Raw genomic sequence first — 26,523 nt, 5'->3', positions numbered from 1 at the left:
AAATTGATAGTAACATCTATTTGTTACATATATTTCTTATGGATTGCTATTAAATGATCAAGAAGCTATAAAGGATGGTGTTTACAGAAGAGTTGAAGATGAAAGACTACGGATACCACTGGAATTATGTGAGTCAGCTCAGTGCGAATTTCTCTGGATTAACGTCGCTCAAAAAAGGGGTTGGATCACCTACACTATATAGTTGCAAATGATGCATAGCCCTGGTGCAGGCAGTGTAAAACAACCTACGAAGGCTCTCATCTCCGTAAACTTCCGCTGATGCGTCATAAATAATAACTGCGTCGAATTCGATCCCTTTTGCCAAATAGGCTGGTATGACAACAACACCTTGCTCGTATTCAATCGATCCATTCTTCACGAGTTTCATTTCTTCAATGTCACTCAAGGAGTCATATGCAGTAGCGCTTTCTGCTGCCGATTTGCATATAATGGCGATTGTTTTATATTGTCGTTTCCGTAAGTCTGCAACGTTAGAAGCTATGGAACGATGTAATTCTTCTCGATTCAACACTTGCGTCAATACAGGCTTTTCACCATCGCGATCAAAAACGGCAATCCGTTTACCATCGGGTACGAGACTGCGTGTAAATTCAACGATTGGTTTTGTAGATCTATAGCTGCGAGTGAAGTTGATCCCGATTGTTTGATCTGGACCATATAAGTCAGCAAGCGTGTGAAAATCGACCATTTCGCTGGCATGGGCGAAGATGGCTTGGTTAAAGTCACCTAGAACTGTCATTTTTGCCGAAGGAAATAAACGTTTTAAAAACTCGAATTGAAACGGGGAGTAGTCTTGTGCTTCATCCACAAGTATATGTTTGATCAAACTGTTCGTCTGAAAGCCCAGAATTAGCTCTTTCATCAGCAAAAACGAAGTAGCGTCTTCATAATAAAGTTTACCTTCATCTAGCATGTTTACAGTTGATAAACAGATATTCGGCCATTCTTCGAGTACTTCCGAATCCATCCATTGTTTGATTTGATTCTGATCAGTAAAAAACTGTTTGTATATTTCTTTCATGTTAACAAAACCAAATGCTTGGATCCATTTTCGCAACGGTCTGAACTTCTTTCGAACAATCAGGCGCTCTAATGCTTCCGGTTCGATTTCATAATCATGAATCGCCTCCCCCGTTAAGCCACGTTTTTTCGCTAAGTAGGAATAAGCTTTATGGTAATCCTCTTCGCTAAGCAGCTCGATTTCCTCTTGTACCCACGGCTGAGTCTGTTCGATTTTCTCAGCTTCACCGATTTGCTTAAGTAACCAATCCTTCAATTTTTCAAGTCGACTATGAAAGCGAAGCTTGGTGCCACTACTATAAAACTTTTCTGCGATTTGTTTAGCCGTAACCATGGTCTTTTCCTTGAAGATCACCTCTTTGAATACCATTCCGGACAATTCAAGCGACTTTCTGTATGATTGGATCGCCTCAAAAAAATGGATGGTCGCCTTGCATCGGATGCTGGCAATTCTTGTTCTGTATAATGGGTTATCGACTGTGGTCAAAACATATTCCAATTGATCGTAAGGATTCTCAACTTCAAACTCATTTTTCAGTCGATGATCCAAGTATTCCTGGAATGTGACCTGCTGCATATTCTCTTCACCGAGTTCTGGTAACACATTGGAGACATAACTATTAAACATCGCATTTGGCGAAAAAAGAATGATTTGATCAGCATTCAGTTTATCTCGATATTTATAGAGTAAATAAGCAATCCGTTGCAGGGCAGCCGATGTTTTACCGCTACCCGCTGCGCCATGGACAATGAGCATTCGGCCGTGATCGTGTCGAATGACCCAGTTTTGCTCCTGTTGAATAGTAGCCACGATATTGTGCATATGCTTATCTGTACCTTTACCCAGCACCTGCTGTAAAATCTCGTCACCAATCGTGAGACTGGTATCAAACATCGATTGGATTATGCCGTCGCGTATGAGATATTGCCATTTTTTCTTCAGTATGCCATGAATGGCACCTTCAGGTGTAATATACTTGGCGGAACCAGGTTGATAGTCATAGTAGACACTTGAAATCGGAGCTCTCCAGTCGTAAATAAGGAAATCTTCTCCGCTAGAATCTGTGAATGTGGAGATGCCAATATAGATTCGTTCTACAGAGGAAGTGCCTTCTTCGATGAAATCGATGCGACCAAAATAAGGCATCTCTTGCATCCGTTTCAGCGTAGATAATCTGTTAGATGCATGTCTATGGCTGCTTTGACTTATGGACAAAGCTTGAGCTTCTTGTCTCAAATTGATGATCGTCTCCAGATAATCATCGAAAGTATCTACATTAACCTTTACTTCATCCCAAAAGTGTTTGCGGATATTCACGACTTCCTTTCGACGCCTAGATGCTTCGTTCTCCAATTTATTGATTTGTTCTGCAATCGTCTTCATTACACGATTCACTCGTTCTTGCTCTTGTCGAAGCTCCATAATTATATCCATCGCTCCTTTAAAAAAATATCAATAGGGGTTGACAAGACCGAATATTATACCCTATAATTAAAATAGGGTATAATATGTTCGTAAATTAATTTTGCAGTGTATCTATATAAAGCTATCATAGTTGTTTATTTATATCAATACGTTTTCCAACAACACCATGTCATTATATCGATATAGCAGCATCTCATGATAAAATATGTAGTCGTACTTTAAAAAAAGCTCGTCCTTAGTAGGGACGAGCTTTTTTTCGTTCTTCATGAAGTTGTCGATTAACTTGGATGATTTTTGAACGACGAGCGGTCTCGGCTGCACCTACATTCCACCATGAAAGGTAATCGTGCGTCATGGTTTTTGGTAGAATTTTAATATCAATCAAGGTTGATTGGGTTTGATTGGGAATATCAATTAAAGCTTGTCGAAGCTCGTTCATGGTATGGACGGAGTAAGTTTTGACACCATAACCCGCGGCAACTGCTGCGTAGTCGATGGTCTGGAGTGCACCACTAAGTTGTCCAGTTTGAGGGTTACGGAATCGAAATTCGGTCCCAAAACTGTCCATTCCATGACCCATTTGTAAGTTATTGATACATCCAAATCCGGAGTTGTCAAAGAGTAGTAGATTGATTTTTAGCCCTTCTTGAAGACTGGTAAGTAGTTCACTGTGTAACATCAGAAAACTTCCATCGCCTACAAAAGCATAGACTTCACGATCAGGGACAGCTATTTTAGCTCCAAGTGCTCCAGCGATTTCATAACCCATACATGAATAACCGTACTCCATGTGATAGGTATCTGTTTGAGCACATTCCCAGATGCGTTGCAGATCTCCAGGGAGGCTACCAGCGGCTCCAACAACAATGGATTGAGGGTCAAGGTGTTGATTGATTTCACGGATAACGGAAGTTTGGGTTAAGGTGGTTCCTAATGCCGATTGATACTCTGCTAACTCGTTAGCTTCCAGATGACCAGTCACCTCGGGTTGGAAGTTTTCTTGGCTTGCATCAAGATGTTGTAACCGATGGAGCTCTTTTTTCCAATTCGATTTTGCTGTAACGATTTCATCCACATAGTTGGAAGTATATCCAAGAGTAGAGAGTCGCTGAGTCAAGCGTTCGAGCGTCGTCTTGGCATCGGCAACTACTTTGATTGAATCTAATTTTCCTGCATCAAAATCGGAAACATTAATGGTTAAGAATTGGCAATCAGGATGTCGAAAAAGCTGCTTGGATGAGGTAGTAAAGTCCGTAAAACGAGTCCCAATCCCTATAATCAAATCAGCTTCTCTTGCAAGTTGGTTAGCTGCTTGATTGCCAGTTACTCCAATGCCACCGAGATTATAAGGGTGATGACTTTCAATGGCGCTTTTTCCAGCCTGTGTTTCAGCAAAGGGGATTTTACATTGTTCAGCCAATGTTTGTAACGCTTGTCCGGCACGGGAATAACGAACTCCACCTCCACAGATCATCAAAGGACGTTTTTTCTGTTGAATCAGCGATACTGCCGCTTCAAGTTCTCGGCCCGTCGGTATTCGTCGATCCAAGTGATGAATCGTTTTTTTGAAAAAGATGTCCGGGTAGTCATATGCTTCTCCTTGAACATCTTGAGGAAGACAAATCGTGACAGCGCCTGTCTCGGCTGGGTCAACAAGAACTCGAATGGCATTTTTCATCGCAATCATCAACTGTTCGGGGCGTTGGATTCGATCCCAGTACTTACTTACGGGCTGAAAAGCATCGTTAGTGGTCAAAGCGGCGTTGTACGATTGCTCAATTTGTTGCAATACAGGGTCCGGTTGTCGGGTAGCGAAGGTATCTCCAGGTAAGAGCAGGAGTGGAATTCGGTTGGCTGTTGCTAACGCAGCAGCTGTAATCATATTGGCAGCGCCTGGACCAACAGAAGAGGTACAAGCCATGATCTGTTGTCGATGAGACTGTTTAGCAAAGGCAATCGCGGCATGTGCCATACCTTGTTCGTTTCGGCCTTGATAAACTCGAAGATGTCCAGAATCTTCTTCCAGAGCTTGTCCGATACCGAGCACGTTTCCATGACCAAAAATGGTAAAGACCCCAGCAAATAAAGGTCGCTGCATTCCATCAACTTCAAGAAACTGTTGGTTAAGAAAGCGAATCAATGCTTGTGCCATCGTTAATTTCATTCAATAGACCTCCTTAAACCCAGCGTGTGGTGATGACTTTCTTGCGAGTATAGAATTCAACCCCATCTCTTCCATTTGCGTGAAGGTCGCCATAGAAGGAGTCTTTCCAACCTGAGAATGGAAAATAAGCCATAGGAGCAGGAACGCCAATGTTGACACCGAGCATACCTGCTTCAATGTGCTCACGAAAATAGTGTACAGCACTCCCTGTGTTGGTAAAGATACATGCACCATTTGCAAATCGGGATTGATTGATCAATGAGACTGCCTTTTGTAAGGATTTCACACGGACAATGGAAAGGACTGGAGCGAAAATCTCATCTTGCCAAATCTTCATTTCTTGATTTACTTCATCAAAGATCGTAGGGCCGATAAAGTAGCCTTTTTCGTGAACCGCTTGATCTTTCCGTCCATCGCGAACCAATTGTGCTCCTTCCATAACACCCGTTTCAATGTATTGGATTGTTCGTTTTTTGTGTGCTTCGCGAATCACTGGTCCAAGGAACACATCTTCCTCTAAACCGTTACCTATTCGAAGTTGGTTGGCTGCTCTAACGAGTCGGGACACGAATTCATCAGCGATATTTTCTTCAACAGCAACAACAGAACAAGCCATACAACGTTCACCTGCTGAACCAAAAGCCGCATTGATAATTTGGGTGGTCGCATTGTCCAAGTTTGCATCTTCGAGGACAATGGAATGATTCTTTGCACCCGTTAACGCTTGGACTCGCTTTAAATGGGCTGTTCCTTTTTTGTATACATATTCACCTACGGGTTGAGAGCCAACAAAGGAAATTGCTTTGATATCTGGATGCTCCAGCAATCCATTCACTACATCGTGAGCTCCATGAACAATGTTGAGCACACCGGCTGGTAAACCAGCTTCAATGAATAATTCTCCAAGCCGATTTGCAAGTAAAGGAGTTCGCTCTGAAGGCTTGAGGATGAAGGTGTTACCACAAGCAATGGCGAGTGGGAACATCCAACATGGAACCATCATCGGGAAGTTGAATGGTGTGATTCCACCAACTACGCCAATGGGGTATCGATACATTCCGGTTTCTAAGCCAGCGGCTACAGCAGGGAGTTGGTAACCTGAGATGAGGTTTGGAATACTGGTGGCATGTTCGATGCACTCAATTCCCCGGCGTACCTCACCCAATGCCTCTGTTCGGTTTTTTCCATTTTCTTTGGTAATCAATTCGGCAAGTTCATCTGTATGTTCGATCAAGAGTCGATGATATTGAAAGAGGATTTTGGCCCGTCTTGGAATCGATACCTGTTTCCATTGTTCAAATGCTTGGTTAGCAGACTCTACAGCTTGATCCAATTCATGGCGAGTAGAGAGAGGAACCTCAGCCAATACTTCACCTGTCGCAGGATTATATATTTTTTCGATTTGCTGTGATTGGGATAGTGTCCATTTCCCATTGATTAAATTTTGAATCATAGTTGATGCTCCTTTTCATGCTTTGCCATTTTGATAAAATGGTCAATTTCAAAGGTAGTGGGCATAGCATCAGAGCAGCTATGTTTTGAAATAACGATAGCAGCGGATGCACTCCCATATTCCATCGCTGTTTCAACATCCCATCCTTGAAGTAAGCTATAGATGAAGGCCGATGCATAAGCATCCCCTGCGCCAAAGGTTTTTAACACTTTGGTCGGGAAGATGGTGCTTGAAAAATGCTTGCCATCACGAGTATAACTGACTGACCCTGCTTGACCATGTTTAATCACAATGATTTGGGCTTGATGAGCAAACCAATATTTTGCTGTTTCTTCATTAGAACCATCCGTCAGCTCCAAGTGCTCCATCATATCAAACTCTTCTCGCGTTCCAATCATGACGTCGCACTTTTCTGCCGCAAGCTGATAGTAGATAGCTGTTTCAGCATCGGAACGCCAAGTATATGGTCGATAATCAAGATCGAAGAACACAACGACTTGATGTTTTCGAGCGTAGTGTAAAGCAGTAAAGACAGCTTCACGAGAAGGGCTTTGGGCTAATGCAGTTCCTGAGATCAAGAGGGCTTTGGTCTGTTTGATATAGTCCTCAGAAATTTCATCGGAATGTAAGAGAAGATCAGCGACATGGTCTCGGTACATGACAATGCTACAATCTTCGGGACTTTTAATCTCTGTGAAAGAGAGCCCTGTTACAGCTCCTGTTTGATCGATTCGTACTTGGGAATGATCAATTTGATGTTGGGTCAAATATTGACGGATAAAACGACCGTGTGGGTCATCTGCAATTTTTCCAATGAATCCCGTTTTCAATTGGAGGCGCGCAGCTCCAATCGCGATATTTGCGGGTGACCCACCTACATATTTGGTGAAGCTTTGTGTTTTTTCCATAGGCCGATTGATTTCATTCGCATTGAGATCGATACAGAGACGTCCGAGACAAATCAAGTCATACGGTCGATCGGATGGAAAGGTAAGACTGCTCATAGGGTATTCACCTGCCATTTTTTCTATCGTGAAGGTTGTATCAGCCATTCAAAATTAGGTTCATTTGTGAATTTCCATTGACGAACAGGTCCTGCCATTACATTTAGATAATAGAGCTCGGTTCCAGGAGTAGCAGAAACCGGATGATATCCTTTGGGAACGAGTACAATATCTTGATCTTCCACACTAAAGGAGTCATCCAATGAACGATCATCAGTATAGACACGTTGGAAGGCGAAACCAGTTGAGGGCGTCATTCGATGATAGTAAAGCTCCTCTAACTGCGTTTCATTGGGCAATCGCAACTCGTCATGTTTATGAGGAGGAAAACTAGACCAGTTCCCATTGGGTGTAAAGACTTCAACTACTAATAAGTGTTCAGCTAGTGCTTGGTCAGGTAAGATGTTATGGATGAATCGCTCCATATTTCCATATCCCCGACGCTCGGATGAAACTTCATCAGGATGGATGAGTCGGGTTGGATATTTACCTTGGGCCGGTGCTTTACATAGCGCCAATTCAACATAGGAAAGTGCTTTGACTTCGACGATAGTCTGTGTTGTAACGTAGAGGGCAAAGGGTTTCGTTTGTTCAAAGATCTGCTTGCGGTTACCAAATTGTTCCCATGATTGATTACCTGCTCGAGCGGAAACATGTCCACATAACAGTACGACACAGACCTCTTGATGTTGTGTGTCAAGTTTGTAGGATTGTCCGGTCTGTAATTTCACAACTTCAAAACCAATATAATCCCAATTGGCATCGCTGGGAGTTAAGTTGATGACTGATTTTTTATCAACATTAGGAAGGTAAGCTGCTGCTTTTCGGATCAAATTACTCATTGACTACACCTCCTGCGCTATTTTTTTTAAATGTTCCAAACTGATAGCGAGGCTTTCTAGAGGGTTTCGTTCACAGATATCTTGTTCAACCGCATAGTATTCAACGCCGTTATGTTCACCCCAACGGAGGATGGAAAGAAAATCAATGATTCCATTTCCAATCTCAGTTAATGAATCTGGATAGCGTAGCGAAAGATCGTCTTTCATATCTTTGAGGTGAATGATGGGACAGCGAAATGGAAATTTGGATATATAGGTTAACGGATCTATATGGGCATAAAGAGCCCAATAGGTATCAATTTCGGGATAAATAAAACGGTTACCAACGGGTGTTGTCAGATAATCAAGGGCGATTTGTCCATCTACTGATGATTGAAATTCAAATTCATGGTTGTGATAGCCGACTCGATAGCCCAATCCATCGAGACGAGCAGCTGTTTCTAACAGTAATCGTTTTGCATTGCGATATCCTTCCTCATTTTGCATGGACTCATCAAGGTAGTGGCAAAAGATATCTTTTGTCTGGAACAAATATCCTTCGTGGATCACAGCATCTAGATCATTCACCATTCGATCTAAGCTAATGTGCATTCCAGCAACGTGTAAACCGGTTTCCTGTAAGACTTCTGCGATTTCTTCTGCCGCATATCCTCGTAATCCATCGATTTGTACAGCTTTCCAACCCATCTTTTTGAGTTCTCGCAAAACTCTTGGAAAGTTTTCCGCGCATTCTTTGCGTAATGTGTACAATTGAGCGGCAAATTTGTGTTGCATGATTACTTCCTCCCAGATTGATTAACATGTAGTGGTGTTGAATGGAATGAGGGAGAGTCGAGAGGGATCTTTTGATATAACGACATGGTATATTTCTTTGTGTAGACATGTTTCTCTCGACGAGCATATCTCCATCAATGAGGCGAATATGTTGTTTGTAGCGAATGAGTTTGTTAAATGATTTTCTGTAAATCAAGCCAAGCGACTTCTTTCTCTGTTAGTTTAAGCTGAGCGCCTTCAAATGAAGAAATGAGTTCATCTGCATTCTCAGGACCTATCAAGGCAGCAGTAGCAAAAGGTTGATTGAGTACATAGGCGAGTGCGATTTGAATCGGAGTCACTTGTTTTTGTTCAGCCAATTGTTTAGCGCGAGCAAATCGCTCCCAATTATCGTCATTGTAATAGACTTCTACCATTTCTTGATTTGAGTGATCCTCTGGTGTAAATCTCCCAGAAAAGAATCCACCTGCTTGAGATGACCAAGAGAGGAGAGGGACTTGATTTTGCTTGTGCCACTGGATCATTGTTTGATCCGCAGATACGCAACCTTCCCAACGAGGACGATTGCATTTCGCTAAGCTGAGATTGGGACTTGTAAAGGTAAAAGGTATCAGTTGATGTTGTGCTGCGTATTGGTTTGCTTCAATAATTCTGTCAAGTTTCCAGTTGGAAGCACCGATTGCTCGAATGGTTCCTTTTTCGATCCATTGATTAAGAGCTTCTAATAATTCTCCAACGGGAACTGTTGGATCATCACGATGTAAAGCGTAAAGGTCAACGTAATCGGTTTGTAAACGTTCTAGGCTACCCATTAGATCTTCATAGATTGCTTGCGGGTTCACCCGTGGTTGAGTTGGAAACTCCCGAGTGGGGTGACAACCTTTGGTCAGTATAGTGACTTGATCGCGAATATTACGGCTTTCGATCCATTTTCCAAGCGCTTTTTCGCTATGACGATAATGAAATGCGGTATCAAAGGTAGTGCCGCCGAGTTCGATAAATCGATCAAGGATCGAAGCGGCAAATTCGAAGTTATCAAGACGTAAGAAATCTCCTGAACCCATCACAAGTTGTGAGCAATTGATTTTATGAGGAAGCCCATTTTTTTGCCCTTGAATCGTAAAGAATTTCATGATTGCCCCACCTTTGTTAACAGACTGGCAGCACCTTGATCGAGTATTACATGTACGTGTGGATGGCGTTGTAGGAGAGAAGAAGGAACTTGTTCGGTTGCTTCTTCTTCCATTGTCTGTTTGACAATAGATGCTTTTTTTATATCGTTAGCGATTAGAATGATTGTTTTGGTTTCGAAAATATGTTTCATCCCGAGTGTAATGCCTTGTTTGACTTCTATCGGTTGTTCAAAATATTTGACAGATATTCGTTGAGTCATTGGATCAAGATCTACAATGTGGCTATACTGATTAGGGTTTACACCCGGCTCATTAAATCCAATATGACCATTCATACCTATGCCTAGGAGAGTGAGATCGATCGTTCCATGCTGTCGGATAAAGTTGTCAATATGATGACATTCAGCTGCCATGTCTGTTGCTAAGCCATTGAAGAAACAGATTTGTTCATTACGAATCGGTAAATGGTCAAAAACAGAATCGTAAAGTGTCTCCTGGCAACTCCCTGATATCTCTCGATCCAACCCTACCCATTCGTCGAGACTAACAAAGGAGCATTGACTTACATCGATTTGTTGATCTTTGATTGTTTTAACGAATATTTGGTAGGATTTAAGGGGTGTGTGCCCACCTGCTAGACAAAGCAGACTATTTGGTTTTTGTTTGATTTGGTCGATAATCGCTTGAGCGGTTACTTGTGACATTTGTTCGTAGTCTTCAAGAATGCTCACCTTCATTTTTGGTCACCTCTTTTAGTGGTTCGTGGAATATTGTTTTAGAAGTCTAGATCCAGTTGGTCAAAGTCTCGTTGGCGTTGGTCTTTTTCCTTTGCTTTGGCTAAAAGACTACGTTCGTACATTTTAAAGAATGGGTAGTACATGAGAACGCCTGCTGCAATGATAGCTATGGTTAGGATAATGGCGCGCCAGTCCATCGTTGATAAGTACTGTGCAATCGGCACGGGAATCCCACCAACATTGGCAATCGGGGCTCTGACCCAGCCGAACTTAAACACGTAGTAGGTGAGAACGCCAAGAGTAGGTGTTCCAAAGACAAATGGGATAAATAGGTATGGGTTATAGACAATAGGCAAACCGAAAACAACCGGCTCAGAGATTGTGAAAATGGCAGGTACAGAGGAGGCTTTTCCAATCGTTCTCAGCTCTTTAGATTTACTAAACAGAGCAAGGATCACGATAGCTCCCGTCACTCCTGAACCTGTACACCCTAGAAAATAATCCCAAAAATTAGGTGCGAAAACATGAGGAATGGGTTGCCTCGCCGCAAAAGCAGCTGCATTTTCACCAAGGTATTTGGTCATAAACGGGAGTACAAAACCAACTAAAATGGCATATCCATTGAGACCAATAAACCAAAAGAGCATTTCTAAGAACGAAATAAGCCATATGGCATATGGGGTGTCGATACTGTCAAAGGTAGGGGCTAAGAAGTGAGTAAAAGCCTCAGGTAAATTTTTGCCCCCAGTTAAACCAAGTACCAGTCCGTTGATTAGAACAGATGCAAGTAAAACGGTAAAAAGTGGAATCAGTGCTTCGAATGTTTGGGCGATCCCATCCGGTAATCCTTTGAATCGAATTGTGATCTTTCGCTTAATAAAGAAAGCCATCAATTCAACTGTTAACAAGGAAACAATGATCGCAATAAAAAGTCCTTTTGAATCGAGGAAAGAGGTGTCTAAAGCCCCTTTTACTATTTTGACATTAAAGATAAGAGTAGCAATGGTAGCTCCGATGATCGAATGAAGAAACGGAATCTTTAACTGACGGGCATGATTATATGCGATCGAAATGGCCGCATAGATCGATAACAGTCCAAAAGTAAATTGGAATGGCAGATTGATCAGATCATGATTTTGATCAAAAAAGATTCGAATAGATGATCCTTCCGGAAACATATTGCCGATGGCCATGATAATGAGTGAGAAAGAGCCAATCATCAAGACGGCCATAAGCCCAATCATTCCATTTTTAATCGAAGAGATATAGCGTTGTTTCTCAACTTTAGCAGCAATCGGTGCGAAGTAGCGTTCGAGAAATTGGATAATCCCATTGAGTTTGGTTGGTTGACTCATGTCTAATCACTGCCCTTCTGCATGTAGTTTTAACAGGATTGCTGATTTTAGAATATTCCCACCATTTACCATGCCATAATCTTGAGTATCGATGACTTCTATCGGTTTGTTATACCGTTTGGCAATCTCGGAAAGTTGTGCAAATTGGTGTTTGATTTGGGGGCCGACAAGAATGACATCAAAGTTTTGAATGTGCTCTTCAAGCTCTCCTGCTGGGTACGCTTTGATTTCAATATCGATGGGTTTTAGTTTCTCACTCTGTTTAACAATCTCTTTCATTTTGGTTACCATTACACCAGTGGAAGCTCCGAGATTGCATACAAGTAAGATGTGCAGACGTTGAAAAGTTATTTTCATGTTTGTTGCCCCCTTTGATAGACCTCAATTAGTTCTTTAATAAGCGTGGAGCTAAGGATAGTGTTCATTAATGTATCTTGTGCATGAACGAGAAGGACGGAGAATTCATTGTTTTCACCATTGGCTTCCTTGACGATCAAATCGGTTTGGACCTGATGAGCTTTGTGTAATAGTTGTTCTGCTTCTGCAAAAAGTGGGTCGACTTTATCAAAGTTTCCTTGTTTTGCTTCTTGCAGTGCCTCCATCATTTTTGAAAAACTATCGCCTGCATATGAGATGATTTGAAAAGGGATTTGTTCGTCCATGATTTAATCTCCTAATGAATGTTTTTATACTTTAAAGACATGTGCATTTCATAAATCTTTATTTCACTAAATGAATCTATCTTCAACGTGATTTCTTCTTTCAGTAGGACTTAAGAAAAGATTAGAAAATCTGTTGTTGGATGATGGTATAGATTTTATTAGCCGAATCGGTTGACAGCAGCTGTGAGACAGTATGCTGATCTAAGATGACTTCCATGATTTTCTCAATGAGTAGTTCGTTTTTCGTCTCTTTCAAAGCTAATGTCCAAATCAGTTGGACAGGGGTATTCAATGGGTCTCCAAAATCAACACCCTGATCTAAGGTGACAATGCTAAAAGCATTGGTTCGTACTCCGTCATCAGGTCCAGCATGTGAAAGAATGACACCTGGAGCGACCACCATATAGGGACCTATTGTCTGTAAGTTTTCGATAATTTTTTTATGGTAGCGCGATTCAATGTAGCCTTGTTCGAGTAAAGATCGAGTTCCTAGTCGAATGGCATCTTGCCAATCTTCAGCATGAGCGTGTGCCTGAACGAGTGTCTCGTTAAAAGTAACATCAAAAGGGAGTTTCTGATACATTGGATCAGGTTCTGTTTCACTCACTAAGATTTTGAGCATTGCAAATTGAAGTCGATGTAGATCATGAATCTGGCACGTTTCATTAATCACCTCCATGATCTGATTTAGTTTATTGACGTTATTCCGCCGCTCTGTTGCCAAATTGAGCGAAAAGCGTTCTTTCAGCAGTTCAATTTCTTTAGCTCCTAGCAAACGATCAATTTTGATTAGTTTATGGGAGTCTATATCAGGGATATCAACCGTACTGATCACAAAATCATAAAATCGGATTAACTCTTGTGTGAGTGAACGAACAGCAATCGGTTTTACACTTTCAATATCAAATAACTTTTTAATCGTAATGGCTAACATTTTCGAGATTGCAACGCCTTCTGCACAGACGACAAGAATTTTAGGTTTGCGCATCTTCTGGGCTTCGATTTTTTGCAGTGAAGCAGCAAAGTAAATCGCTAAAAATGAAATTTCATGATCATCAAATGGAAGTGATAATAGGGTTTCTAAAGATTGTGATGCCTGTTTTGTCGCTTCGAAAATGTTTGCATGCTCCTGAGTAAATTGATCAAACAAAGGATTTTCTAAGTTCATTCCTTTACTAATACGTTGGATCATCGCATCGATATGTGACGATAAAGAGGAGATTAAATGTGAATCATTTAGGAAATCTACGTTAAACCGTTTAGACATGTCGACACAGAGTTGTTGTACGATTTGTTGCAATGGCGCGTCAATGGTTCGTTCCGTGTGTAGATTTCGTAGTGAATGAATCAGCTCAATCAATTGGATTAGCACTTGGTCCGTGACATAAACTTTACCGACTGACTGTTCGATCGTTTCTTTGATCGCTTTAGCCTCATTTTGATCGATTTCCATCATTGTTTGCTTGGATAGAGAGAAATGGGTTCCATTGAGCCATTTGAGTAAGAAAACAATCAAAATTAAGCAAGAACGATCATCAAAGACCATCTTTAGTTTTTGTTCCAATCGATGTACCAGTTTCATTACTAACTGGAGCGATTCAATTTCGAAGAGATGGAATAGAAACAATTCTCCCACTTTCGACGTATTGGTTTCCGTTTCTATGAAGTTATAGAATTCACGGATACTCAAGTTTTGAATAAATACATTGGCAAAGATCGTTGTTTTGTTGATCTCATTTCCGATTATCTGATAACCAGAGCGCGGTGTGTTTTTTAATTCCATTCCTTGAAGATAGAGATTCGAATCAATTTTTTTTAAGTGGTTGAGAATGGTTGTGCGAGAAACATACAGATGGTCCTCAAAGTAGGCAATTGATACAGGACGAGATTCAATAAGCAGTTTAAGCAAAATAAAGTTACTCAGTTCTTCCTTGGAGTAGTTGTATTGATATGGCGTCGTACGCTGCATAAAATCAGCTAAAAAAGCAATCAATTCCGGAGTCTTTTTTAATAAAACACCTTTCCGATGATGTCGGATAAGCACTTGAAAGTGATGATCGTTTAAAAATTCTTCGGTTTTTTTTAAGCTATATCGGATATTTCGTTCAGATGTTTGCATCTTTTCAGCAAGTTGACTGATCTTCAAGTAGTCCGTTGCATTTAGTAAGGCTTCAATGATTTGTAAGCTGCGTAGATTCAAGGACATCATAACCACTCCGAAAGATGAAATTTCAAAGCATATGGTGTAAATATCTTGATGTATACATATGGTAGCAGATGGAATAGAGCGCTTTCAATCGTTTGAATGTACAACTTTTGTCGTCAATTCCGGAAAAACAAGTCAATTCCATCCATAGAAATATGTATCATTTCATATAAAATAATAAAAAACGCCAGTTGTTTACAATGGTGTTACACATGATGGTAAGAATCGGAGTGTGAATTCGATGATCAGGAGTAAATCGTGGAAACTGTTTATGAGTGTTGGAGATTCAACTCTCCACATCTTGATTGAAACGTTCATGATATAAAAGATAGTATTTCAATGTACGATAACAAATCATTCACAGACTATGGACATAGAACAAGAAAATAAAGGGTGAGATGGATGGGACTTGTCACAATGAAAGAAATTCTTGATCAAGCAGAGCTAGAAGGGTATGGAGTCGGTGCTTTTAGTGTTGCCAATATGGAGATGGTTATGGGAGCGATTGCAGCAGCTGAGGAGTTACGCTCTCCATTGATTTTGCAAATAGCCGAAGTGAGGCTCACTCACTCACCACTACACTTAATGGGTCCTTTAATGGTTCATGCAGCACAAAATGCCACTGTTCCGGTTGCCGTCCATTTTGATCACGGTTTAACCCAAGAAAAAATCAAGCAAGCACTTGATTTGGGGTTTACCTCAGTTATGTTTGATGGTTCCCACTATAAGCTTGCTGAGAATATCGAAAAAACGTGTGAGATTGTTACTTTGGCACGGACATACGGAGCCACTGTAGAAGCAGAAATCGGTCAAGTCGGTGGTAGTGAGGATGGTTCTGTAGATATTGAAATGCAGGTAACAAATACTTCAGAAGCTAAACAATTTGCAGCGCAAACGCAGATCGATGCCTTAGCAATCGCGATTGGGAATGCTCATGGAAACTACCAAACCGAGCCGCAACTTCGATTTGATCGATTAATTGAAATTGATCAACAAGTGAAACAACCTCTTGTATTACATGGAGGTTCAGGGATCAAGTCCGCCGATTTTCGAAAATGTATTCGACATGGAATTCGTAAGATTAATGTGGCTACCGCTTCATTTCGTCAAATTATCCAACGAATCAATCAAAACGTAAAACGAACACCCTATCAAGATTATTTTTCGTATACAGATGATGTTGTACAATCAATGAAGGAAAATGTCATGTATCACATGAAAATCTTTGGAAGCGAACATATATCTTAACCAATCAGCCACTTGTCTACCACAGAGTCCTCACATTAAAGCATATGGGCCTGACAAGAAATTCTTCATCAATAAGGGAATAGAGATCAAAATAGGCGGGTCATCGACTTGAGGTGGACGTAATATCACTTCTTGATGTGGAATGGATTGATTATCTTCTACAATGATTGCTTCAACTGGTCGATAGCGTAATGTATGGTTAGGCAATAAAAAGTCTTCTATCTGCATTTCCCAAGCTACAGATGTAGCAAATAGATAATAGGTTCCCGGTTGAACATTTTGAAAACAAAAGTTCTCTAGCTGAGAGAGTAAAGTTCCGTATAAAGGGAGACCCTCAGGAATCGGTTTTGGAAAAAGCCCAATTAAGACCAATCCTTTAAAAGGATGTGTTGCCTTTAGAGTTCCTTTTACTTGGTTAGTGGGTTGGGATAATAGATTTTGCATATCCCATTGTTTCAGTTGTTGCAGGCTTTTGAAATAGCCGTCAGCAAGTTGAGAAGATTTTCGAAAAGTAGCAGGTGATACACCGACGCGTTTTGTAAATTGGGTGGTAAATGTGCCAAGGCTCTGCTGTCCGATTTCTAATCCGATATCACGAACAGTAAAATCTGTTTCTAACAATAATTTTTTTGCTCTTTCAATTCTTAACGAGGAGATATAATAGAGCGGTGATAGTCCCATTTGCTTTTTGAAAATTCTAGTAAAATGATAAGGACTATACCCTGCTAATCGCGCGAGTAAAGGAAGTGTTAAAGGTTCATCTAGATGATGGTGTATATATGTGATTACTTCTGTTACTTCTTTTTCATATCGGCTCATTTATAACATTACGCTCCCATCATCAGGCTTCAATTAACTATACTAAAATGTTATTTTAGTATAGTTAATTGAAATAAAAAAGCTGGCGAGTATCGCCAACTTTTTACATACCAAGATGCATTTCTTCTTTGGGGACGTTGGTCTCTACTTGTTTGTTGGGTTTCTTTAAAGTGAACGCAAGTAGTACACCTATGAGCGCAACAATTGATTGAATAAAGAATACATCCTCAAAAGAATGAATGGAAGCCGAGATGGGAGTAAGATCTCCATGTTTAAGGTGATACTTTGCTTGACTGACTAATAGGGTCGATAAACTTGCAATGGCTAGTGAATTCATTACCTGTTGAAATGAATTGGTCAGCGATGTTACACGACTCACTAAATGACGGGGAGCTGCTTGTAAAATATGTGTATTTAAAGGCATCATCGACAGACCCATGCCCATGCCCATTAAAATCAGTGGCAAAATAATATAGGCAATCTGATCTGTGTTTGCAAAATGTGAAAGCAGAAAGGTTGCAATCGATACAACAGTTAATCCACCAATCACTAAAGGTCTTGCTCCTAATCGATCAGATAGACGACCAGAAATAGGCATCATAATCGCTGAGCTAATCGCTTGGGGCAGCAGGAGTAGTCCTGTTTCAAATGCCGTATAATGACGTATTTCCTGTAGCAGTAATGGAACAAGAAAAAAGGTTCCAAAGAGAGCAATTTGCAATATCCATTGGACGATAATTCCCCAAGAGAAATTAGCAGACCGAAAAACGCGAAGCTCTAATAAAGGCTGCTTTTTCCTAAGTTCTACAATGATAAATAAAAGTAATGCAACACCACCAACTGTAATGCCTGTGAGAGTAGAAAAAGAAGACCAGTTAGTTCCTCCTTCACTAATTCCATAAGATAATAGTGCAAAAGCAAGTGGCGCGAGAAGTATTCCTAATAGATCAAGCGCTGGTACTGACTGACGTTCAATATTAGGTAACGTGCGTATCCCAATGATAATGGCAATAATACCTACAGGTAGATTGATAAGAAAAATCCAATGCCATGTTGCGTAATCGATCAGAAAGCCAGAGAGTACAGGTCCTAGCGCTGGGGCGAGAAGGATTGGAATACCCATCATCCCCATAATGGAACCAACCTTATCGGGAGGACTCAGTCGGTAGATAAATGACATAGCAATGGGAGCAACCATGCCTCCTCCAAGTCCTTGAAGCACTCGGAAAATAATCAGTTGGTCAATGCTATTTGCTAAAGTACATAGAAGAGAACCAATCGTAAACATGGTAACTGAAAATAAGAATATTTTCTTAGCACCAAAGCGATCAGAAAGCCAACCCGCTAATGGAATGACTGCTGCCTGTGCCAAAGCATATCCTGTTACTGTCCATTGGACGGTTGATAGTGGAGTTTTAAAATCTTTTACTAAACCAGATAGAGCAACATTCATTGCAGTCCCATCTAGAATAACCATAAACATTCCCACAATGATAGCAATCAATGGAAGTAGAATTTGTCTTATCGTAAAAGGTGAATCTTCCGATCGAATCGTTTCTGTCTTCATGAATAAACCTCCTTATTGATGCAAAAGCCATTGGTGAGGAAGATTGACCTTATGTATGCTTACCGCATAAAATGGTGGTAATATCTGATAGACTGGTTTTAAGCACACCGGACAATTGTCCCTTACAGATAAATAATTTACCGGACAATTGTCCGGTGGTCAAGTGTTTTCTATTGATAAATGAAAGTTAGAATATTGGTTAATAGATTAACATTTCAGTCAGTCAGGAGTGAAGCTGATGCCCAAAGTCGGTAAAAGAGACTCTGAAGAGCTTAGAGCACTTATTTTAAGAACGGCACGGACACTTTTTCATGAATATGGTGCAAATAATGTGAGTATGCATCAAATTGCCAAAGCAGCAGGTGTCGGACAGGCAACTTTATATCGGCGTTATACCAATTTAGGTGAAATCGGAATTGATCTAATGGAAGAAAATATTTCGAAGTTGAAAGAACGTATTTCTGAATTGACCCAAGAGCAAACACTTCCAATTGAACGGATTTTAGAGAAAATGGTACTTCTATTTGTAGAATTTACAGAAGAGAAACGCCAACTCATTTGTACCATTCAGACTCAGATGAATATGAAAAAACCCGATTCTCTTTATAAGACTCCACTGTATCAAATATTACATGAAGCCGTTAGTATGTTGATAAAGAAAGCATATACTGTACAGGAAAGAGAAAGAATCAAGCCTGAACTAACTGCTCATTTTTTGCTTACCATGTTAAATCCTACTCTGCTACAGTTTCTTCAAATAGAAAAAGGATACAATAGAAAAGAAATTGTTGAACAGATCAAAACTTTATTTTTTCAGGCATTAAGTTTACAAAAAGAAACCATTTGAACTACTACCATCTGTAGAGGTGGTAGATTTCTGCGAACACTAGTCTAATGACCGGTTATCTTAGCAGGCTCAACCCACAGTTCCTGCGATGAAAACAAAATATGCTCTGAAAAGCTCCCTACTTTCACTTGGTTTTCGTAAGGGGACACCGAACCACGTCCCATTTACCTCACCGCTTATAGAAGTGGGAGTGCTCTTGGACAATTTAGATAGACATGGTTTCTTAGACTGTTGATAAACCCGATTGACGATGCAAATAAGTGAAACAGCTGAAGGAGGAGTTCCCTAGGGACTCTTTTTCGGTCGGTTGAGACTCTGTTATAGGTCTTACCTTATTGGAATGACAGATAGCGTGGCATTTTCGTAGCAACGATGAGTGGGCATAACAAAATGGAGCTTTTCCAACAACTCGCAATTCATAATATATGAATTTTTATTTATTTTATTATATATTAATAGTAGGTTCAGATATTATACCCCAACAATACTATAGTGATCTCAATTTGGAGGTGGTATATTCGTTGGGGATCGTAGGATGCACCATACAGCTCAAAAGATAGCTGTCTGACCAGAGAGGGCGGTACTTTGGAAAGCTCATACAGGTTACCTTACATGGGGAAGGGTAACAACCCCATGTACGCTTCAACGGGTGTGATTCTGCCCACAATGTCACACAGCTCCTCATCGGTCATCCGCAGCAGCCCACTGTGCTTGACCGTGAACACAACGAACATCCAGCAAGTGGACGGCAAGCCCGCCAGCTGCAAATGCCAATGTAATCACCAAGGTAATTGGAAGTTGTGCACCAACTGTGGATGCAAGTGCACCAACCCGGACGGGTCTGGGGACACTTGTCCCTGTTGTAAACAGTAGAGATCTGTGACACAGCTTGTAGACCTCCCTGCTTTGCGGGGAGGTCTACATGTTTTTTGGTTGAAAAGAATAGATAAGAAAATGTTCGGAATATAGTAACGAAAGTAAATGCTACCTGGAAATGGTACATTATATCGCCTAGTTCCTGCGGATTACTTGGTTCGAAAAATCAATACTTGTATGGATTTTGAATTTATTTACTTGTGGCCAGTTTTGCAGATGGTTCTTTAATGAAAAAGGATGTGACGAAAGCGAAGAGGCTTCCGATGAATCCAAAAATAAATAAGTGATGAATGCCTCCCATCACAGTATTCGCACTTGTCATAAGTGAACCCATGATTGTAATTCCGATTGCTGTACCAATATTTCGAATGAACATAATGAAAGATGTGGAGATACCTCTTTGATGAGGATCGACAAGTTGTTGTGCACCAATAACACCTGTTGTAGAGAGAAGACCAAAGGAAAATCCATAGACAAGCATGACAAAGAAAACATACCAGAATCCATTTTCTTCATGAAGAAGAGCTAGTAAAATGCCAGAAATCACAAGCGTACAATTACCTATAATGAATAAGTTTCGATACCCATATCTAAGAATCCACTTGCCGGTCGGTACTGAGGCTGCCATCCAACTAATGGCTGTGCCTAATAAGGCCAGTCCACTTGTGAAGATCGATAAGTGGGTGATTTTTTGTAAAAATAATGGAATATAGCTAGTTGCCCCAAATAATGCAGTCCATGCAAAAAAGTTATTAATATTCATCCATCGAAATGATTTAATCTGAAACATAGAAAGTGGGACTAATGGGGATTTTTGCTGTTTCTCAAAGAAATAGAACCCAATTAAAAGCAATGCACCAAGAATAGCAAAGATTATTTGGAATGAATGGACAATCGTGACTAACAGAAAAGTACTAACACCTAAAGTAAAAAGAATGGCACCAAGGTAATCAATCTGAGTTCGCTTTGGCGAATACTCTTCCCGATAGGGAATCAATGTTACAAGAGATAAGATGGAGATAGGGATATTAATATAAAAAATCCATCGCCAACTTAAATACTCCACAAATACTGCCCCAAATAAAGGTGCGAGTATGGATGAAAGCCCCCACATCCCTGTAGTAAAAGCCTGGATTTTTCCACGATTTTCGACTGAGAAAAGATCGCCGGCGATGATCGCTGGGAATGGCATCATAAAGCCAGCACCAATCCCTTGTAGTGCCCGATAGAGAACTAATTGCACCATTGTTTCTGAAATCCCACACAACAATGATCCAATTAAAAATAGGACAATTCCAAAAGCAAATATGCGTTTGCGCCCATATAAATCTGATAATCTGCCAGCAATAGGAGAAAAAACAGTTGTGGTAATCATATAGGATGCAAAAGCCCAAGCAAAAAGTGAAAATCCACCAAGGCTTTTCGCTATGATCGGCATTGTTGTGTTCATAATTGTCGTATCCATTGCTGCAATTAACATTGCCAATACGATACTGATTAGTACAGATATTCTACTTGTCAATGGAATGACCCCTTTTATAACGATTCGCGACTGTTAGTATGATAAAAAGCTATTTCATTATAGCAAAATTATCTCGTTTTCATGGAACGAAAGTAGCCAATAATCGACTTTAGCTTATTCACCAAGATGTCTATATCATTTTTTGTGGTCTGTCTACCAAATGTTATTCGTAAACTTTGATGGGCAATTTCTTCATTTCTTCCCATTGCCATTAAAACATGTGATGCTGCATGTTTTCCAGCGCTACAAGCCGACCCACTTGAGATATAGATTTCTTCACGATTGAGTTCAAGAAGGACTGCTTGTCCTTCAATACCTTCAAAGCTAAGGTTTATATTTCCAGGCAATCTTTTTTGTGGATGTCCATTTAGTTCAACATTTTCTATTTCTTGCTGGATTTGGGAAAAGCAGTAGTCGCGTAGATTTGAAAGTCTTTGCTCTTCATAAGCAACTTCTTTTGTCATCGCTTTTGCGGCAGCCGCAAATCCTACAATTAGAGGAGTTGGAAGTGTGCTGGGACGAAGCTCACGTTCTTGTCCACCTCCAAAGAGAAGTGGATCGATTCTAACACCACGACGAATATAAAGAGCGCCTACTCCTTTTGGGCCATAGATTTTATGACTACCAATCGATAAAAGGTCAATCGGTAATTCTTGCACTGAAAAAGGAATCTTTCCATAAAATTGAACTGCATCAGTATGAAAAAGAATGGTGTGTTGTTTTGTAAGTTGACCAATTTCATAAATAGGTTGCAAAGTTCCTGTTTCATTATTTGCGGCCATGATGCTAATCAAGACCGTATCTGGGCGAATGGCGGCCTTTACATCTTTGATTTGAACAAAGCCCTCTCGATCTACTGGTAGATAGGTAACTTGAAAACCTTCTTGTTCAAGAAAACGACAAGTTTCTAAAACGGAAGGATGTTCAATTTGCGAAGTGATCAGATGTTGTCCACGATGTTTATTCCTACGTGCAGCACCTATAATCGCCAAATTATTTGATTCTGTTCCACTGCTCGTAAAAATGATTTCACGGGCAGATTTAGCGCCTAACGAATTGGCAATGGTTTTTCGTGCTTGGATAATTGTTTCATGACTGTTTTGACCAAAATTATGTAAACTACCAGGGTTACCGAATTCTTGATGCCAAAAAGGGAGCATTGCTTCATAGGCCTCTTGGCGCAATGGACTCGTTGCACCATAGTCAAGATAGATCAAAAGTTTCTCCTCCTTGTTGTGCTTATTTTTATATTGATTGATTTAATTAGAGAAAACAATACATTTTACCCTTGACTTATTAAGAAATATGACGACAATAATGAAGGAAGCATCTCCTTAAAATATGTGAAAGGATACACAATATGTCTTATTTCAAGGCTGATTTCATCGTAGTTGGAAGTGGCATAGCAGGGCTATCTGTAGCACTTTTGCTAGCGAAGAGAGGTCATGTGATTATTATCACAAAAGCAACAGTTGATGCAAGTAATACTTATCGAGCGCAAGGTGGCATTGCAGCCGCAATCGGTGAAGCAGATTCTCCCTCACTTCATCAAATGGATACAATCCGCACAGGTGTTGATTTATGTCATCCACAATCAGTCGAATTACTTGTGAAACAAGCACCTCATGCTATTCAACAGCTTGTAGAATGGGGAACGCCATTTGATCAGCAAGATGGAGAGTGGATGTTGGGCAAAGAGGGTTCTCATAGCGCAAATCGGATTTTACACATTGCAGGTGATGCAACAGGGAAAGGAATCGCAGACGCACTAATCAAACAACTTTTACAAAAATCCCAAGTTGAATTTCATACACATACAAAAGTAGAAGATCTACTTGTTGAGATGGGTGTTTGTATGGGGCTAGTTGCTACAGACAAAAAGGGAGATCGTCAAATTTACACAGCAACACAGGGTGTTGTGATGGCCTCGGGAGGATGTGGACAGCTATATCAATACACAACAAATGATCAAGGTGCAATAGGTGATGGATTTGCGATTGCTCATCGAGCGGGAGCCCAGTTAATGGATATGGAATTTATTCAGTTCCATCCGACAGCATTTCATATTGATCAAAATCCCATGTTTCTCATTTCTGAAGCGGTTAGAGGAGAAGGAGCTGTCCTGATCAATCAGCATGGGGAAAGAATCATGGAACATATACATCCTTGGCTGGATTTAGCTCCGCGCGATGTAGTAACGAGAGCGATCTATGATCAGCAGCAAAAAGGGAATCGTGTCTTACTTGATACAACTCCTTTAAAAGATATGATCGAAAGGCGTTTCCCAACGATCTATACAAAAGTGCGCAAACATGGATATGATCCACGTTTTGAACCGATTCCTGTTACTCCCGTTGCGCATTTTATTATGGGGGGGATTCGCACAAATCTGTCTGGTGAGACTTCAATTGCTCGTCTATTTGCCTGTGGAGAGGTAGCATGTACAGGCGTACATGGGGCGAATCGTTTAGCAAGCAATTCATTGCTGGAAGGGATTGTGTTTGCAGGGCAAATTGCCAAACAAATTACCCAACTTCCTCCTTTATCGGTCGATATCAACCAATTTATGCTTTCAGATTCGCTAGTTGACGATCAAGAAGAGATAGACCAATGGCGAACCCAGTTACAGCAATTGATGTGGCAATATGCAGGGATCATACGAACGGAGACTGGGCTGCAAAATGGTAGACAAGCGCTAGAAGATTTAAAGCCAATTGGGAAAGAAACAAAGAATATGTGGATAACTGCACAAATTATTATTGAATCTGCCTTATGCCGAACAGAGTCAAGAGGTGGGCATTATCGATCCGATTACCCTGAATTACAAGCAACATGGGCTAAAAAACATATTGTGATAGGAGTATAAATGTTATGAATCCGATTTATTTACGCCAATTAATTTGTGAGGCTTTGAACGAAGATATTGGCGCTGGAGATTTGACGACGGAAGCACTTGTTCCAGCAAACCATCGCAGTCAAGTGATGATTGTTTTAAAGCAAGCAGGTGTGGTTGCAGGGTTAAAGGTCGTAGAAGAAGTATTTCGACAGCTTGATGCTCATGTGAAATGCCACTCATTGATTGAAGAAGGAAAGATGTTACCTGCTGGAACGGAAGTGGCCCAGATTGAAGGAAATACACGTGCGTTATTAACCGGGGAGCGAGTTGCCCTCAATCTATTACAGCGGATGTCAGGAATTGCTACAGTTACACGAAGATGTGTGGACCAACTGCAAGGGCTAAATTGTGATTTACTAGATACACGTAAAACTATGCCAGGTTGGCGTATGCTTGAGCGTTATGCGGTGAGAATTGGTGGAGGGAAAAATCATCGATATAATCTAAATCATGCAGTGATGATTAAAGATAACCATATTGCCATGGCAGGTGGTCTTTCAGAAGCTGTAGAGAGGATTCGTAGTCAAATAGGTCCACTTGTCCCTATCGAAGTTGAAGCAGATCGATTGGATCAGGTTGAGGAAGCATTACAGTGTAAAGGGATAAGCGCAATATTACTTGATAACATGGATGTCGTAACACTCCGCAAAGCTGTTCAGCTTATTGAGAGTAGAATTTGGACGGAAGCATCTGGAGGGATTACTGAGCAGACCATTCGCCCCATCGCAGAGACGGGTGTCAATGGGATTTCATTAGGGTGGTTAACACATTCTGCATCAGCAATCGATTTGGGAATTGATTATCAACAGAAAGTAGGGGAGCATCATTGATCGAATTAATGGAGAGTCTACCAAAACAGTATCAAGACCTAACATCAAAAGAGTATGATCGTCGAATTCTATCTGCAAAAGAATACTTGGGTAAGGATTTGGTTATCTTAGGGCATCATTATCAACGTGATGAAGTAATTCAATTTGCCGATTACCGTGGTGATTCATTGAAATTAGCCAAATTAGGAGCCGCACAACAAGAGGCGAAGTATATCGTGTTTTGTGGTGTTCATTTTATGGCAGAAACGGCAGATACTTTAGCTAATGATGAGCAAGTCGTGATACTACCTGATTTACGTGCAGGTTGTTCAATGGCAGATATGGCAGATATTGATGAAGTAGAGGAGGCTTGGGATGAACTTACAGAGCAATTTGGAGATACAATCATTCCAGTCACTTATGTAAACTCGACTGCTGCGATTAAAGCATTTGTTGGTCGCAAAGGTGGAACAACCTGTACCTCTTCTAATGCTCATGCTGTCTTAAAGTGGGCTTTTCAACAAAAAAAGCGCATCCTCTTTTTGCCCGATCAGCATCTCGGTCGAAACACGGCATATGACATGGGAATCTCTTTAGATAAAATGATTGTTTGGAACCCAAGAAGAGGTGAATTAGAACAGCAGGAAAATAAATCTCTGGATGAAATTCAGATGATTCTTTGGAAAGGTCATTGTTCGGTTCATCAAAAATTTACGGTTGATCAGATTACGCGCTTTCGTAAACAAGATCCTGCATTTCAAATACTCGTCCACCCTGAGTGTAATTTTGATGTTGTCCAACAGGCAGATTTAAATGGATCAACAGAATTTATCATTCAAACCATCCGTAAGGCGCCTGCTGGAAGTAAATGGGCAATTGGAACAGAAGTTAATTTGGTTCAACGTCTTGCACATGAACATCCAGAGCAAGATATTCGTTTGCTAAGTTCTACGATGTGCCCTTGTCTCACGATGAACCGGATTGATCGCCCTCATTTATTGTGGGTATTAGAAGAATTAGTAGCTGGAAATCCTATTCATCAAATCAAAGTAGACGATGATACGATATACTGGTCAAAACAGGCAATTGAACGCATGTTGGCAATTTAATGATAAAAAAGTTTTTATTGTTATGAGGGAGAT

The 26,523-nt window shown here is 40.6% G+C and carries 21 protein-coding genes; 5 read left to right on the top strand and 16 right to left on the bottom strand.

Annotated features, from left to right (window positions below; translation table 11 throughout):
- Positions 1 to 133 precede the first annotated feature (133 nt).
- The 12 genes from helD to BUB71_RS15435 all read right to left on the bottom strand — a co-directional run bounded on the left by helD (position 134) and on the right by BUB71_RS15435 (position 14,800).
- Positions 134 to 2,470, bottom strand: coding sequence for an RNA polymerase recycling motor HelD (gene helD, locus BUB71_RS15490; RefSeq protein WP_139279147.1), 2,337 nt, complete (start codon positions 2,468 to 2,470; stop codon positions 134 to 136).
- A gap of 232 nt (positions 2,471 to 2,702) precedes the next feature.
- Positions 2,703 to 4,631: a 3D-(3,5/4)-trihydroxycyclohexane-1,2-dione acylhydrolase (decyclizing) gene (gene iolD, locus BUB71_RS15485; RefSeq protein ID WP_073156785.1), complete on the bottom strand. Its 1,929-nt coding sequence runs from the start codon at positions 4,629 to 4,631 to the stop codon at positions 2,703 to 2,705.
- A gap of 13 nt (positions 4,632 to 4,644) precedes the next feature.
- Positions 4,645 to 6,084 carry a CoA-acylating methylmalonate-semialdehyde dehydrogenase gene (locus BUB71_RS15480; RefSeq protein ID WP_073156780.1) on the bottom strand — a complete coding sequence of 480 codons (1,440 nt, stop codon included), beginning with the start codon at positions 6,082 to 6,084 and terminating at the stop codon, positions 4,645 to 4,647.
- Positions 6,081 to 7,088 carry a 5-dehydro-2-deoxygluconokinase gene (gene iolC / locus BUB71_RS15475; RefSeq protein ID WP_073156776.1) on the bottom strand — a complete coding sequence of 336 codons (1,008 nt, stop codon included), beginning with the start codon at positions 7,086 to 7,088 and terminating at the stop codon, positions 6,081 to 6,083. Before iolC ends, BUB71_RS15480 begins: the two co-directional genes overlap by 4 nt.
- A gap of 23 nt (positions 7,089 to 7,111) precedes the next feature.
- Positions 7,112 to 7,930: a 5-deoxy-glucuronate isomerase gene (gene iolB / locus BUB71_RS15470; RefSeq protein ID WP_073156773.1), complete on the bottom strand. Its 819-nt coding sequence runs from the start codon at positions 7,928 to 7,930 to the stop codon at positions 7,112 to 7,114.
- 3 nt (positions 7,931 to 7,933) lie between these two features.
- Entirely contained in the window at positions 7,934 to 8,704 is a 771-nt protein-coding gene (locus BUB71_RS15465; RefSeq protein ID WP_073156769.1) for a sugar phosphate isomerase/epimerase family protein, read from the bottom strand.
- Positions 8,705 to 8,877: 173 nt separating this feature from the next.
- Positions 8,878 to 9,837, bottom strand: a complete 960-nt coding sequence (locus BUB71_RS15460) for an aldo/keto reductase (protein ID WP_073156765.1) — start codon at positions 9,835 to 9,837, stop codon at positions 8,878 to 8,880.
- Positions 9,834 to 10,574, bottom strand: a complete 741-nt coding sequence (locus BUB71_RS15455) for a glucosamine-6-phosphate deaminase (RefSeq protein ID WP_073156761.1) — start codon at positions 10,572 to 10,574, stop codon at positions 9,834 to 9,836. Before BUB71_RS15455 ends, BUB71_RS15460 begins: the two co-directional genes overlap by 4 nt.
- Positions 10,575 to 10,612: 38 nt before the next feature.
- The gene (locus BUB71_RS15450) at positions 10,613 to 11,929 is read right to left on the bottom strand and encodes a PTS sugar transporter subunit IIC (RefSeq protein WP_073156758.1); all 1,317 of its coding nucleotides are present in this window, start codon (positions 11,927 to 11,929) and stop codon (positions 10,613 to 10,615) included.
- A 6-nt stretch (positions 11,930 to 11,935) separates the two neighbouring features.
- On the bottom strand, positions 11,936 to 12,286 hold the full coding sequence (locus tag BUB71_RS15445; RefSeq protein ID WP_084731677.1) for a PTS sugar transporter subunit IIB: 351 nt from the start codon (positions 12,284 to 12,286) through the stop codon (positions 11,936 to 11,938).
- Complete coding sequence (locus BUB71_RS15440) at positions 12,283 to 12,591, bottom strand: PTS lactose/cellobiose transporter subunit IIA (protein WP_073156755.1); 309 nt, start codon at positions 12,589 to 12,591, stop codon at positions 12,283 to 12,285. The genes BUB71_RS15445 and BUB71_RS15440 overlap by 4 nt, the downstream gene beginning before the upstream one ends.
- Positions 12,592 to 12,712: 121 nt before the next feature.
- A complete protein-coding gene (locus tag BUB71_RS15435; protein ID WP_084731675.1) occupies positions 12,713 to 14,800 on the bottom strand; it encodes a BglG family transcription antiterminator in 2,088 nt (695 codons plus the stop codon).
- A gap of 399 nt (positions 14,801 to 15,199) precedes the next feature.
- Between BUB71_RS15435 and BUB71_RS15430 the strand changes: the two genes are divergently transcribed.
- Complete coding sequence (locus tag BUB71_RS15430; RefSeq protein WP_073156749.1) at positions 15,200 to 16,045, top strand: class II fructose-bisphosphate aldolase; 846 nt, start codon at positions 15,200 to 15,202, stop codon at positions 16,043 to 16,045.
- Between the two features lie 30 nt (positions 16,046 to 16,075).
- Here the strand turns inward: BUB71_RS15430 and BUB71_RS15425 are convergent, their stop codons facing one another.
- Both BUB71_RS15425 and BUB71_RS15420 read right to left on the bottom strand, forming a co-directional pair.
- Positions 16,076 to 16,864 (bottom strand): helix-turn-helix domain-containing protein, encoded by a 789-nt coding sequence (locus BUB71_RS15425; protein ID WP_073156746.1) that lies wholly within the window; start codon positions 16,862 to 16,864, stop codon positions 16,076 to 16,078.
- Between the two features lie 103 nt (positions 16,865 to 16,967).
- Positions 16,968 to 18,431 (bottom strand): MDR family MFS transporter, encoded by a 1,464-nt coding sequence (locus BUB71_RS15420; protein WP_073156741.1) that lies wholly within the window; start codon positions 18,429 to 18,431, stop codon positions 16,968 to 16,970.
- Positions 18,432 to 18,669: 238 nt separating this feature from the next.
- Here BUB71_RS15420 and BUB71_RS15415 point away from each other — a divergent pair, with 238 nt between their 5' ends.
- Complete coding sequence (locus tag BUB71_RS15415; protein WP_073156737.1) at positions 18,670 to 19,278, top strand: TetR/AcrR family transcriptional regulator; 609 nt, start codon at positions 18,670 to 18,672, stop codon at positions 19,276 to 19,278.
- Between the two features lie 1,066 nt (positions 19,279 to 20,344).
- Here the strand turns inward: BUB71_RS15415 and BUB71_RS15410 are convergent.
- Together BUB71_RS15410 and BUB71_RS15405 are read right to left on the bottom strand one after the other, a co-directional pair.
- The gene (locus tag BUB71_RS15410) at positions 20,345 to 21,676 is read right to left on the bottom strand and encodes an MFS transporter (protein ID WP_073156732.1); all 1,332 of its coding nucleotides are present in this window, start codon (positions 21,674 to 21,676) and stop codon (positions 20,345 to 20,347) included.
- Between the two features lie 68 nt (positions 21,677 to 21,744).
- A complete protein-coding gene (locus BUB71_RS15405) occupies positions 21,745 to 22,893 on the bottom strand; it encodes a cysteine desulfurase family protein (RefSeq protein WP_073156728.1) in 1,149 nt (382 codons plus the stop codon).
- Between the two features lie 143 nt (positions 22,894 to 23,036).
- Between BUB71_RS15405 and nadB the strand changes: the two genes are divergently transcribed.
- Genes nadB through nadA form a run of 3 tightly spaced genes read left to right on the top strand, consistent with a single transcriptional unit; the run spans position 23,037 to position 26,490 of the window.
- A complete protein-coding gene (gene nadB / locus BUB71_RS15400) occupies positions 23,037 to 24,542 on the top strand; it encodes an L-aspartate oxidase (protein ID WP_073156725.1) in 1,506 nt (501 codons plus the stop codon).
- Positions 24,543 to 24,547: 5 nt separating this feature from the next.
- Positions 24,548 to 25,402, top strand: coding sequence for a carboxylating nicotinate-nucleotide diphosphorylase (nadC, locus tag BUB71_RS15395; RefSeq protein ID WP_073156722.1), 855 nt, complete (start codon positions 24,548 to 24,550; stop codon positions 25,400 to 25,402).
- A gap of 8 nt (positions 25,403 to 25,410) precedes the next feature.
- Positions 25,411 to 26,490, top strand: coding sequence for a quinolinate synthase NadA (gene nadA, locus BUB71_RS15390; RefSeq protein WP_073156815.1), 1,080 nt, complete (start codon positions 25,411 to 25,413; stop codon positions 26,488 to 26,490).
- Positions 26,491 to 26,523: the final 33 nt, after the last annotated feature.

This window comes from Seinonella peptonophila, assembly GCF_900129355.1.
GTDB classification, from domain to species: domain Bacteria; phylum Bacillota; class Bacilli; order Thermoactinomycetales; family Thermoactinomycetaceae; genus Seinonella; species Seinonella peptonophila.
The sequence above is the reverse complement of the archived record's forward strand: the minus strand, read 5'-3'. Positions and strand labels throughout refer to the sequence as shown.

Excerpts from the sequence above, each read along its gene's own strand:
- iolD (WP_073156785.1), bottom strand. The coding sequence starts at position 4,631 with ATGAAATTAACGATGGCACAAGCATTGATTCGCTTTCTTAACCAACAG.
- BUB71_RS15480 (WP_073156780.1), bottom strand. The coding sequence starts at position 6,084 with ATGATTCAAAATTTAATCAATGGGAAATGGACACTATCCCAATCACAG.
- iolC (WP_073156776.1), bottom strand. The coding sequence starts at position 7,088 with ATGAGCAGTCTTACCTTTCCATCCGATCGACCGTATGACTTGATTTGT.
- iolB (WP_073156773.1), bottom strand. The coding sequence starts at position 7,930 with ATGAGTAATTTGATCCGAAAAGCAGCAGCTTACCTTCCTAATGTTGAT.
- BUB71_RS15465 (WP_073156769.1), bottom strand. The coding sequence starts at position 8,704 with ATGCAACACAAATTTGCCGCTCAATTGTACACATTACGCAAAGAATGC.
- BUB71_RS15460 (WP_073156765.1), bottom strand. The coding sequence starts at position 9,837 with ATGAAATTCTTTACGATTCAAGGGCAAAAAAATGGGCTTCCTCATAAA.
- BUB71_RS15455 (WP_073156761.1), bottom strand. The coding sequence starts at position 10,574 with ATGAAGGTGAGCATTCTTGAAGACTACGAACAAATGTCACAAGTAACC.
- BUB71_RS15450 (WP_073156758.1), bottom strand. The coding sequence starts at position 11,929 with ATGAGTCAACCAACCAAACTCAATGGGATTATCCAATTTCTCGAACGC.
- BUB71_RS15445 (WP_084731677.1), bottom strand. The coding sequence starts at position 12,286 with ATGAAAATAACTTTTCAACGTCTGCACATCTTACTTGTATGCAATCTC.
- BUB71_RS15440 (WP_073156755.1), bottom strand. The coding sequence starts at position 12,591 with ATGGACGAACAAATCCCTTTTCAAATCATCTCATATGCAGGCGATAGT.
- BUB71_RS15435 (WP_084731675.1), bottom strand. The coding sequence starts at position 14,800 with ATGATGTCCTTGAATCTACGCAGCTTACAAATCATTGAAGCCTTACTA.
- BUB71_RS15430 (WP_073156749.1), top strand. The coding sequence starts at position 15,200 with ATGGGACTTGTCACAATGAAAGAAATTCTTGATCAAGCAGAGCTAGAA.
- BUB71_RS15425 (WP_073156746.1), bottom strand. The coding sequence starts at position 16,864 with ATGAGCCGATATGAAAAAGAAGTAACAGAAGTAATCACATATATACAC.
- BUB71_RS15420 (WP_073156741.1), bottom strand. The coding sequence starts at position 18,431 with ATGAAGACAGAAACGATTCGATCGGAAGATTCACCTTTTACGATAAGA.
- BUB71_RS15415 (WP_073156737.1), top strand. The coding sequence starts at position 18,670 with ATGCCCAAAGTCGGTAAAAGAGACTCTGAAGAGCTTAGAGCACTTATT.
- nadB (WP_073156725.1), top strand. The coding sequence starts at position 23,037 with ATGTCTTATTTCAAGGCTGATTTCATCGTAGTTGGAAGTGGCATAGCA.
- nadC (WP_073156722.1), top strand. The coding sequence starts at position 24,548 with ATGAATCCGATTTATTTACGCCAATTAATTTGTGAGGCTTTGAACGAA.
- nadA (WP_073156815.1), top strand. The coding sequence starts at position 25,411 with ATGGAGAGTCTACCAAAACAGTATCAAGACCTAACATCAAAAGAGTAT.